The sequence below is a fragment of the Flavobacterium gelidilacus DSM 15343 genome, from assembly GCF_000422685.1.
GTDB lineage: Bacteria > Bacteroidota > Bacteroidia > Flavobacteriales > Flavobacteriaceae > Flavobacterium > Flavobacterium gelidilacus.
Window position 1 is genome coordinate 1 of record NZ_AUGN01000022.1, and the last position, 11470, is coordinate 11470.

Below are 11470 nucleotides of genomic sequence, written 5' to 3' on the forward strand. Positions count from 1 at the left end.
ATTAAATCATTAAAAATTTAGTTTTTAACGTAAAGTTTGTGAAAATCATTTAATCATCAAAATCATTTTAAAAACAAAAAACTGAACTTTGTCGAAAAGTTTGTGTGAATATTTTGCGTGAATTTGTTTATAGAAGATCTTTGTGTTGAGAGTTTGAATTCAACTTACATAAATTCATTCTGAATTGACGCAATTTGAATTTAAACAGCCACGAAACCACAACAACGGTTTTATTCAATTTTGCAAGCTTGGTTTTTTTCTATTTTGGAATTTTTTTAATCTAAAATTTGTCTATATTTGTTAAGGCTTGGTTATTAATCAGCAAAACTGAAATAAAGCCGCGAACCGTTAGCAGAAATTAAAAAAAAAATGAGCGTAATAAAGACAATAGTCATCTTACTATTTTATTCAAATTCTTGTTTAGGACAAGATATACTTGACTATGAAAAGAAAATTAAGGATATTGAAAACTATGATTCTAGTGACTTTGAATTTAAGAATTCAAAAGAAAATTTAAAATTATTTGGAACTTTAATCAAACCAAAAAAGGAATATGATAAAATTGTAATTATTGTTCCAGGTTCAGGTATGGATACAAGAAATAGTCACTATTTATTATCTCAAAGTCTTTTAGAAAAAAATATAGCTGTATTTCGTTATGATGAAAGAGGAGTCGGAAAATCCGACGGAAAATATAATACTGCAAACTATACTATAACCGATATGACTGATGATTTAATTATAATCTATGACAGTATAAGAAAAAATTCTAAATTTTTAAATAAAAGAATTGGATTAATTAGTCATAGTCAAGGTGGAATGGTAACAATGGGACTTTTAGAAAAAAACATACAACCAGATTTTTTAATCCAATGGTCAACACCTGTTCAGAAAAATGGTGAGTTTCTAAAATATCAATTAAAAACAGGAATTAATAAATTTGAAGATGAATTAATCTTTGACAATCAAGCAAAAAAGTTGGAAATAATGGATATTTTTCATAATTCTTTTGGTGGTACATCAACAGAAAATGATTGGAAAGAAGATTTAAAAATTTCAAAAGAAGCGCTTAATAAAGCAAAAGAAAAAGGCTATACAAAGAAAAATTATAATCGTTTTTATTATTGCAACTTAAACTCATTAAAACATATTGTTAAAAAAGATTTTGAAAATATTTATAAAATCAATAAAATTCCAATGCTTTATATAATTGGTTCAGAAGATAAATATATTGATCCTATTTCAGAAACAAATAAATTAGAATCATTTAATAATGATAAAATTAAAATTATTATTTTAAAAGGACTTAATCATTATTTAAATAAAGAAGTTTTATCACAAAAAAATATGTATGAAATTGATGAAACTGCAAAAGATGAAATAATAAGTTGGATTCAAAAAAATTAACATCTGCTAACAATGGTTTTATAAAATGGCTTGGGCTTGGTTTTTCCTTCGGAAAAACCTCTATGAGTCGAAAATTTGTCTATATTTGCTTTGGTCTGTGTCTAATCAAAGCCACTTTATAAAGCCACTAAACGTTAGCAGACATTATCAGTAAACGTAAATAAATCAAGAACTTAACACTGCAAATTATGACAAAATTTATATTTATATTTTTAATATCAATTTCTGTTTTTGGGCAAAATGCTAAAGAAGAAAGACAAAGAAAACTTGAAGAGAAAAAGGAATTATCTAAACAAAAATCTGAAAGAGCTAAACTTGGAATTATAAATTGTGAAGACTTACAAGTTGAGAAGCAAGAATTACAAGGAATAACAACATTAGGCTTTAAGAATAATAGTTTTAATCTTCCAAATTTGACCGTATCAAGAACAGAAAAGAATGAAATCTTTGAATACAATATAAACTTTTATCACATGTCAGGCTTTTGCAATGATGATATGCAAGGAATATTTTTTAAATTAGAAAATGGTGAAATTTTAAGATATCCAGATATTCGGCTAAAATGTAATTTAGTACCACATTATGGTTACATTCTTCAAGGTTCAGTCTTAATTGACGAAGAACTTCATGCCAAATTACTATTGTCAAAAATTGTTCAATATGGTTTAGCGAAATCAGAACATGATGTAGAATATAAAAATTCTGGAGATTTCAAAACTCTCATTGAATGTCTATATAATCATTAAAAAAACGTCTGCTAACAATGGTTTTATAAAATGGCTTGGGCTTGGTTTTTCCTTCGGAAAAACCTCTATGAATCGAAAATTTGTCTATATTTGTGTTGGTCTGTGTCTAATCAAAGCCACTTTATAAAGCCACTAAACGTTAGCGGAAAACCAAAAAAAACCGAAAAAACATAGAATAAAATGGGAATTTTTAACAAATTATTTGGGAATAAAGAATCAAGTGAAAATACAGAAAAACTTAATTTTGATATATTAGTTGAAAAAGCAAGGAATTCTGGAAGTGTAGATGATTTAAACGAATTATATAAATCTTTTTTCAAATTAGAGAAATTATCTTTCATAGTATCTAACAACTGTGACATTGAAAATCCAAAACCATTTATAGGAATTGTTGATGAAGTTCCTTGGATTTTTGCTTTCACGGATAATAAAAAAGCAAATGAATATGCAGTAGAAAAAGGAAACTTTCAAACTAAAGATGGCTCAACTTTTATTTTAGTTTTAACGCTAAAAAGTGCAATTAGTGTTTTTGCACAACTAGACGAAAGAGGTGTTTATGGCATCAGAATAAATGATGGAGAAAATGGTTGGTTTACAAAAATATCAGGACTCTGGGATATAATGTCTCATTTGAAAATTGAAAATAATATTAAATTATAAATGGTCTTCCGCTAACATCGGTTTTGTTCAATGGCTTAGGCTTGGTTTTTCCTTCGGAAAAACCTCTATGAGTCGAAAATTTGTTTTATATTTGCTTTGGTCTGTGCTTAATCAAAGCCACTGCAACAAAGCCGAGCAACGTTAGCAGAAAATTTTAGAAAAATCTCGTAATATTCAAATATTTTTTAATTATTAACATATCATATCGTTAAAAAAATGATTGAAACATTACAGTTTTGCCGTAAATATTGTTAATTACAAGAATATTTATTAACAATATGGTTTTTGTATTGAAATATTATTTATTTTTGTAAGAATAAGTTACGTTCTTTACAATTTTAATGATAGATTTTTTACTAAACAGACAAATCATTTGGAGATACATTGAATTCATTCAAAGAAATATGAAAGGTTAGTAAAATCAAAAAGTTGATTTTTTTCAACAGGGCGGTACAAAGCTAACTTAAATCCAAAATTGTACCTAAAGTTATCGTCCTTACGCTAATACGTATTAATAATAAGGTATAAATATCGCTTATGAAAACAACAAAACTATTTTTTACTGTAATATTATTATCAGCATTTATGTTTACTTCTTGTGGTGAAGAAGTAACTACTAGAGAAGAAACTGTGAGTACATTCCAATTTGCGAAGACCAGCGAAATGTTAGATTTTGAAGCATCTTTAAAAACTTGGTTTCAAGCTAAAAGAGAAACACAAAATGGTCAAATGAGTGCAAAAACTAATACTGATTTAGAAAAAAAAGTTACTCAAGATGCTCAAAATCTTTTAGTTTCAATAGGCGAAAATGATTTATCTAAAAAAACTAATCAGTCAACTGATGAAATTATTAGAGTAACAATGAAAGCTTATTCTAAAAAGCTAACTGAAATGTATAAAAATTCAAATAAATAATAAGGATGAAAAAATTATTTATAATTTTTGTATTCTTTATTAGTTTACAAATACACAGTCAAAAGTCTGTTGAAATTTATAATTTTTCAACCTACACAGTCAGAATAAATACAATTTTGACGAAACCACTCACAACAAATTATCCTTGGTATGCAAGTGTTTCTCCAAATTTTATAGAAATTCTACCAGGTGATTCATATTTTATAGAAAATGCTACAAATCAATTTCGTTTTCCATTTTTTTCTCCAAATAGTTCTCCTCAAATAACTAATTGGCGTAGAGTTTTAGCACCAGCAGTTCCGGGTGGTAATAGCAATTGGTCAAATATTTCAAGTAATGCCGCTTGGATATTAGGTAATAGTCAGTTTTTTAATTATTTAAACCTATCTGTTTTTAATGGTAGTAGTTTTTTTGGAAGTTGCGATATTGGATTAATTCAACCATATTTTATGTCTCCATTTGGTTGGGAAAGCTTTTATGACAACTTTTCTTCAGGTAATACAATAATTGATACTGTTTTAATAATGTAAATTTAAATAAAAGATTATGAAAAAAATAATATTATTTGCGATGCTATTTATTAGCTTGCATAACTATGCACAAAAAACTTTAGAAATTTATAATTTTACAAGTAGTTCTGTAGTTATTTATGATATATTCACGAAACCTACAGCAGGTATGTATCCTGAATTTCATAGTAAACCATACGGTGGTATAACAATATTACCAGGAGATTCTTATATATTAGAAAATACAACTAACGTTTTTCGTTTTCCTTTTAATTCACCTTCAAGTATTCCATTTATAAATATTTGGGAAAGATTAAATTCTGCAACTTCTGTTACAAATTTAAATTCAAATATTGCTTGGACATTAGGTAATAGTCAAGTTTACAAAGGAATGATATTTCAATTTGGTAGTACTTGGAATAATTTCACTCCATTAACAGCAAGTGAAGTATATCCTGGTGTTGGTTTTGATGTTTATTACGATTATTCAAATCCAGCAACAAATGTTAATTTTTATACAAACGTTTTCATATAATAAACAAAACATCAACGATAATAAATATTATCGTTGATGTTTATAATAAAATCTAAAATGAAATCAATATTTAAAAAACTTTTTGTAATTTATTTATTTATAAATTGTTATAATGTTTCGGCACAATTTAACTTTCAACGAAGTTGGGGTACATATTTTGGTGATGAACGTTTTATATTCAGTAAAAGTGTAGTCGATAATGTGGGTAATTTATACATTGTAGGAACTATTAAGGGTTCAGATTTAACAAATCTAACAAATTTTACTAACACAAATTCTTATCATCAAAATTATGGCGGAGGTTCTTACGATGGATTTTTAATAAAATTTAGTCCACAAGGCAACATTATTTGGGGTACATTTATTGGTGGTGAAAGTGATGATTATGTAGGCGATATAACAATTGATGAAAATAATAATTTATATTTAATTGGTGTTACTTTTAGTAATACAAATATAAGTACTGTAGGTAGTTTTCAAGAAAACAATCAAGGTAATGGTGATTTTTTTATTTCAAAATTTAATGAAAATGGTTTAGTTATTTGGAGTACTTATTATGGGGGTATTGGAGGAGAAATTGTTAGTAATGGTGGTTTCAACGATGTAGGACGTATATTAAAAATAACATATGACCGTAACAATAGTATATATATTGCTGGTGTTTCTACTACAAATAATCTATCAACTACAAATGTTTTTCAAGAAACAAATCTAAATAATACTTCAAATAATATAATAGCTAAATTTAACTCGCTGACAAGTAGTAGAATTTGGTGTACATATTTTGGATTGAATACAAATATTCGTTCTATTGTTGCAGACGCAAACGCTGTTTATGTTTCAGGTAACACAGTTGATTGTCCTCCAAATAATACTTATAATACATATTATGGCACTTCAAATGGCTTTAAACCAACACCAAGTAATTGTGTTGATTTGTATTTAAACAAATTTAATAGCTTAAACGGTCAAAGAGTTTGGGGTACATACTATGGTGGATCAAGTAGTGAATTAACAAACAATAAATCTCTTGCTTTAATTGAAAGTAAATTGTATTTTTCAGGATTATCAAGTAATTCCAATAATCAAAATGTTACAACTTCTGGCAGTTTTCAACCTACTAATAATGGTGCAAGTGCTTTTATAGCTGAATTTAACGAAAATGGTACTCGTAATTATGCAACTTTTTTAGGCAACTTAAATAGCACTAATAATCAACCTGGTGGTATTTCAAATATTGTTGTTGATGCGCAAGGTGATTATTATAGTTTTGGAGAAAGTAATATGATAGATAAAGCTACTCCAGATGGTTTTAAAATTAACCCAAATAATACAAATTCGAGAGATATGTTTTTTGTTAAATTTAATGGTTCTACAAATCAAAGAATTTGGGGTTCTTATTATGGTGGTGTTCATGAAGAATTTGATACTTCACTTCAACCTTATAAAATTGGTAGTTCATCTAATTTTTATATTATTGGAAACACACAAAGTCTTGAACAAATTTCTACTTCAAACGCTTTACAATCAAATAAAATGGTTTTTGATTTAATAAATTTCTCACCAATTACTGCTACAAATATTTTTATTACTCATTTTGAACCATTACCATTGTCAACTATAAATTTTAATTATAGTTCGGTTTCAATTTTTCCAAATCCAAGTAATGGTATTATAGAAATAACTTTTGATAACAATAACTTTACAAATTCAAAATTAGAATTATTTGATATTACGGGAAAACTAATAAATACTTTAGAATTAAATAATAAATATAATACTATAACTTTAGGTAATATTTCAAAAGGAATTTATTTAGCCAAAATTTCTGATGGAGAAAATGTTTCAATTACAAAAAAAATTATAATTAATTAAATCTTCTGCTAACAACGGTTTTGTTCAATTGTTTCGCTTGGTCTTTCTTTAGAATGGTTTGTTTTTTATTAAATGTTTTGCCTATATTTGTTATGGCTTGTTATTAATTTCACACAACTGAAACAAAGCCGCGAAACGTTGTGCGAAATTAGGCCCAAGATTCCTGTAAAACATTTCGAAAATAAGTAAATAAGGTAGTTTTTAATAAGAAAACGTAGTTTTATTACGTCTCAAGCTTTTGCAAATGGGATTTGCTGAAAATTCATTTTCAAAGTAAATACTTGTAAAGCTTGAGCGAAGTTAGAATAAAAAAATGACAAAGTCAATACTTTTTTTGTTTTAACTTATTAAAAACTAGATTATTGCTTTCGAAATTTAAATTTGAATACACTTCGTATAGCCGAAGGTTATAACAAAATGCATTAAAATTGTTTTACTAGAAATCTTATGACCTAACTTTAAAATTTTATCTGGAAGAGTAAAATCGCACAACAAGCGGTTTTATGAAATTGTGGGTGCAGTTCTTTTTTAGTTCTGTCCTTTTTATTCAAAATTATTTATATATTTGTAAAGGACAGAGCTAAAACCCACAACTTCATAAAGCCGCTGCCCGTTGTAGGTTACACTCGAGCTACACTTTACGTATTAATAATAATTATAATTTCAAAAATAATTAAATTAACGCATATTTTTCAAATTGTTTAATTATTGTAATAAAATAATTTGACAAAAAAAACAGATAAAATGCATATAGCTTCGTTTAAATACGTCTTTTGTGCTGTTTTGAAAGATTTACGGTTTAACCGTAATTGAAATACTACAAAAAAACATTACTTTAGCAAAACAATGTAAGAAATTAAATGATTTTAACTAATAAACTCTTATCACATAATAAATTTTATCTTTATAAATAAACTATTTATGTGTATAAAAATATTAACTTAAAAACTTTCTTAATTAATTTAAGCAACATTATGACTAAAGTTGCATAAAAAAAGTAACCTATAAACATTGAATATGAAGAAAAAAGAAAATTTAAAAATCCTATTATTACTTTTATTAGGAATAATTATCTCATCATGTGTTGATGATTATGACTTAAATGAAAATAATAGAACGCAAAGCGTAAAAACAAGAGATTTTAAAACTACTAAAATAACATTAAACGATGTTGATCAATATTCAATTGCATTCTCAAAATTAACAAACCCTAAAAAAGACAAATCTTTAAGTAAAGTAAACCATAAAATAATAAATGATACAATCAATAATTTTTCTATTGATACAGAAATTGGTACCTTTATTGAATCAGGTAATTATCACTCCTATACATTTAAAGTTATTAGACCAAACGGTAGTGTTTATTTATTAGAAAATTTAGTAGTAAGTAAAGAAGGGACTAACGAATATGAAACATATTTGTATCAATATGATATCACAATACAAGAATTACAAATGTTAAAAGAAGGATTAAACATTAATTTGTTAGATAAGATATCTAGAGTAACAATAGAAAACACAAATATATTAACTAACTTAAACGCAAAAGAGTTTCCTTGTTTTGTTCAAGTAACATCCTATGTTGCAGCAACAACTTGTACAGGTAGTGAACATCATAATTATGGAGATAGTGAATGTTTGCTAACAGGCTGGAATGCTGCATCACCTGCTCATTACATAACAGAATCAGTATTATCTACTTGTAATGATAATTCTGGTGGTGGTGGTGGTGGTGAAGGTAACCCTTCAGACCCTTCACAAACAACAGGAAGTGGTGGTGGTCCAAGAACAACTGTTACAACACCAACAGTTTGTGTTAAAGACTGTATAGAATATATTTATGAAGAAGGTGAGTCTCCTTGTGATAAAATAAAAAGCAATACTAATAATTCAGCTTATAAACAAAAATTTAAAGCACTTACAAATAATTATGGTTTGTCTCATGAAACTGGTTTTGGTCAAGTTGGTAGCTCTTTAATAGATGGGACTAATAATAATAACCATCAAATAATTTATCCAGATAATAGTAAAAACGGTACACATGTCCATAATAATAGTATAAAAACTAAATCAGACGGCACAACATATGATGAAAATGTTAAAATGCTCTCTCCTCTAGATATATATTTAGTAATGTTTGCATTTAGACCTAATAATACAGACCCACTAGACACATTCCATGTAATGGCATCAAATGAAGGTATTTTTGCAATAAACATAATTGACAGCTCACCATTTACTGCCGTACAAAGAGATTTTTTATTTAAATGGAAAAAGAGATTTGAAGATGAAGCAAAAGAAATAATTAGTATATGGAATACAGAAAATGCAAGAAAAAATGCTTTACAAAAAATGTTTTTACAAGGATTAAAAGATGCAGGTCTAGAAAATAAAATTGCTTTATTTGAAGGAGAAATAGAAAATGAAAATGACCCTGATATTAATAATTTTAACATTAAATGGTCTAGAAAAACAATTAAAAAAACATGGGCAAACACTTTAATAGAAACAGAACCTTGTAATTAAAAAATATTAAAAATGAAAAAAACAATATATAAAATTTTAGCATTAGTTTTAATCAGTTTAAATGCAAACTGTCAAGTCTCGCAAATTGTTCCATTAAGGACACCATCATATGAAATGAATAATGGTGCCTATGCTAAAGATATTGATAACGAATTTATTTTTTGGTTGGGTACTTGGGAAGGTATTTCAAATAATAAAAAATACACTTTTACATTTATCAAATTTGCACAAAATTATAGATCTTACCCTAGTGGAAGATATGAATATAAAGATGAGGTTGTAGGTAAACTTAAAGTAACTAATTTAAATAATAATATTATTATTTATGACGAATCATCTAATATAAATTATGAAGATTATATTATAAATGGTAATGTTATTGTAGGTGATGAATTCTATTTTGGTTTATATGACAAAGAGAACCATTGTTATAATAGTGCTGATTTCACATTAGTAAAAGATTCAACAAATCCTAATCAAATCATTTACAAAGATTTTAGTTATGATGAATATAATTATCTAGACTGTACAAATTATCAAAATCAAAATGATATTCCAATGTTTTTACCAATGGTAGATTTGGTTTTAACAAGACAATAGAATAAATAATTAAAGTAAGCTCACCAAAAAGACTTATTGTATGAACAATAAGTCTTTTTGATGTTATAATTTAAACTTATTTAATAAATATCTAAATATTTTTATATAATTTTGAATTATCTTTAACTCTTTAACATTTTTATTATGGCATCAACATCAGAAGTAGGTCACGCAAAAAATGTAGCAAACTTTCAAGATTTAATTGAGTTTGTTACTGGTTATGGTGCAACCTACAATCCGTCAAAAAACAGTTTAAAATTGCCTCAACTTGTTGCATTAAAAGCAACGGCAGAAACAAAATTAACTGATGTAATTACAAAAAACACCGCTTACAACAACAAAGTAAATGAACGTATGATTGCCTTCGGCAATCTAAAATCATTATCTACTCGTTTAGTAAACGCACTTCAAACAACCGATGCTTCAGATGAAACAATCGACGACGCAAAAGGTTTTAACCGCAAAATGCAAGGTAAAAAAGCGTCTTCTACGCAAACACCAACCGACCCAAACGCACCAGCACCAAACACAATTTCTACGAGCCAACAATCTTACGACCAATTAATTCAACACTTTTCAGGTCTTAAATCTGTTTTAGAAGCCGAGCCAAGTTACACACCAAACGAAACCGAATTACAAGTTGCAACATTAACAACAAAAATTACAGGCCTTAATACAAAAAATACTGCTGTTGCAACTGCTTACACAAACATTAGTAATTCAAGAATTTCAAGAAACGAAACTTTATACACAAGCGAAAGCGGAATTGTTAAAACCGCAAGTGAAGTTAAAAAGTATGTTAAGTCAGTTTTCGGAGCAAGTAGTCCGCAATATGACCAAGTTAGTGGCATAAAGTTCAAAAAATCATAAATATAATTTGAGTACTGCTTAAAAAAAGCTAAAAACAAAAAGACTTATTGCTCACGCAATAAGTCTTTTGTAATTATTATTTAGATAGTTCACTACCCTATTTAGATTTCTTGCTACATCATTTAGATTTATGTCATAAGCATTTAGAATTATAGCATACGCATTTAGAATTATGGCATACGCATTTAGAAATATGGCATACGCATTTAAATATATGCCTTCCGCATTTAAAATTATGGCTTCCGCATTTAGAATTATAGCTTCCGCATTTAAATATATGGCTTCCGCTATTTGAATTATAGCAACTTCTCAAATATTAATAGTTAGTTCTTTAAATCTGATGTTTAGTGTGTCAAAAAAAGTGCAACCTACAACACCGGTTTTGCACAATGGCTGGGTATGGTCTTTTATTATAAAGGGTTGTTTTTAATCTAAATATTTGTTTATGTTTGTTGTGTTCAGTGTACAATCAACGCCACTGCGCAAAGCCGAGCAACGTTAGCGGTTAGTTTACCAAAAAAACGAAAATCATAATGAATTCAAATAATTTTAGTAAAGGGAATATTTTAGAAGCTACAAATAGAAAACTAACAAAAGGTTATCATTACATAATTTACTTCGAAGGATATTCTGACAATGAATTTTGTGGTCTAATGATTACTCATTCTGATTTAAATAGTAATCAAAAAATGGAAATAAATCATTTTGAAAAAGTTGACAAAGATAATAATGCTTATAAAATCACATTTGATGAAACTTTTTTAGTACTTGGAAAGTTTATTAAATCCGAAGAATGGGGACCTTTTAATAAAGTTGGAGATTTAACA

11 protein-coding genes are annotated in these 11470 nt (G+C 27.2%); all 11 read left to right on the top strand.

What is annotated here, in order from left to right; genetic code table 11:
- The first annotated feature begins 369 nt into the window (after positions 1 to 369).
- On the top strand, positions 370 to 1407 hold the full coding sequence (locus G507_RS0108990) for a serine aminopeptidase domain-containing protein (RefSeq protein ID WP_026717184.1): 1038 nt from the start codon (positions 370 to 372) through the stop codon (positions 1405 to 1407).
- Between the two features lie 188 nt (positions 1408 to 1595).
- Entirely contained in the window at positions 1596 to 2153 is a 558-nt protein-coding gene (locus G507_RS0108995) for a hypothetical protein (RefSeq protein ID WP_026717185.1), read from the top strand.
- Positions 2154 to 2333: 180 nt separating this feature from the next.
- Positions 2334 to 2813 carry a hypothetical protein gene (locus G507_RS0109000; protein WP_026717186.1) on the top strand — a complete coding sequence of 160 codons (480 nt, stop codon included), beginning with the start codon at positions 2334 to 2336 and terminating at the stop codon, positions 2811 to 2813.
- Positions 2814 to 3350: 537 nt separating this feature from the next.
- A complete protein-coding gene (locus G507_RS0109010; protein ID WP_157496548.1) occupies positions 3351 to 3728 on the top strand; it encodes a hypothetical protein in 378 nt (125 codons plus the stop codon).
- Between the two features lie 5 nt (positions 3729 to 3733).
- Entirely contained in the window at positions 3734 to 4258 is a 525-nt protein-coding gene (locus G507_RS0109015) for a hypothetical protein (protein ID WP_026717188.1), read from the top strand.
- A gap of 16 nt (positions 4259 to 4274) precedes the next feature.
- Complete coding sequence (locus tag G507_RS0109020; protein WP_026976426.1) at positions 4275 to 4772, top strand: hypothetical protein; 498 nt, start codon at positions 4275 to 4277, stop codon at positions 4770 to 4772.
- A 57-nt stretch (positions 4773 to 4829) separates the two neighbouring features.
- Positions 4830 to 6647: a T9SS type A sorting domain-containing protein gene (locus G507_RS0109025; protein WP_026717190.1), complete on the top strand. Its 1818-nt coding sequence runs from the start codon at positions 4830 to 4832 to the stop codon at positions 6645 to 6647.
- A 1017-nt stretch (positions 6648 to 7664) separates the two neighbouring features.
- Positions 7665 to 9173, top strand: a complete 1509-nt coding sequence (locus G507_RS0109030; RefSeq protein ID WP_026717191.1) for a hypothetical protein — start codon at positions 7665 to 7667, stop codon at positions 9171 to 9173.
- A gap of 12 nt (positions 9174 to 9185) precedes the next feature.
- Entirely contained in the window at positions 9186 to 9773 is a 588-nt protein-coding gene (locus tag G507_RS0109035; RefSeq protein ID WP_026717192.1) for a hypothetical protein, read from the top strand.
- Positions 9774 to 9917: 144 nt separating this feature from the next.
- Positions 9918 to 10643 carry a hypothetical protein gene (locus tag G507_RS0109040; RefSeq protein ID WP_026717193.1) on the top strand — a complete coding sequence of 242 codons (726 nt, stop codon included), beginning with the start codon at positions 9918 to 9920 and terminating at the stop codon, positions 10641 to 10643.
- Between the two features lie 533 nt (positions 10644 to 11176).
- Positions 11177 to 11470: hypothetical protein (locus G507_RS16695; protein WP_035665962.1), on the top strand; the 294-nt coding region annotated here is incomplete at its 3' end.

Excerpts from the sequence above, each read along its gene's own strand:
- G507_RS0108990 (WP_026717184.1), top strand. The coding sequence starts at position 370 with ATGAGCGTAATAAAGACAATAGTCATCTTACTATTTTATTCAAATTCT.
- G507_RS0109015 (WP_026717188.1), top strand. The coding sequence starts at position 3,734 with ATGAAAAAATTATTTATAATTTTTGTATTCTTTATTAGTTTACAAATA.
- G507_RS0109035 (WP_026717192.1), top strand. The coding sequence starts at position 9,186 with ATGAAAAAAACAATATATAAAATTTTAGCATTAGTTTTAATCAGTTTA.
- G507_RS0109020 (WP_026976426.1), top strand. The coding sequence starts at position 4,275 with ATGAAAAAAATAATATTATTTGCGATGCTATTTATTAGCTTGCATAAC.
- G507_RS0109025 (WP_026717190.1), top strand. The coding sequence starts at position 4,830 with ATGAAATCAATATTTAAAAAACTTTTTGTAATTTATTTATTTATAAAT.
- G507_RS0109000 (WP_026717186.1), top strand. The coding sequence starts at position 2,334 with ATGGGAATTTTTAACAAATTATTTGGGAATAAAGAATCAAGTGAAAAT.
- G507_RS0108995 (WP_026717185.1), top strand. The coding sequence starts at position 1,596 with ATGACAAAATTTATATTTATATTTTTAATATCAATTTCTGTTTTTGGG.
- G507_RS0109030 (WP_026717191.1), top strand. The coding sequence starts at position 7,665 with ATGAAGAAAAAAGAAAATTTAAAAATCCTATTATTACTTTTATTAGGA.
- G507_RS0109040 (WP_026717193.1), top strand. The coding sequence starts at position 9,918 with ATGGCATCAACATCAGAAGTAGGTCACGCAAAAAATGTAGCAAACTTT.
- G507_RS0109010 (WP_157496548.1), top strand. The coding sequence starts at position 3,351 with ATGAAAACAACAAAACTATTTTTTACTGTAATATTATTATCAGCATTT.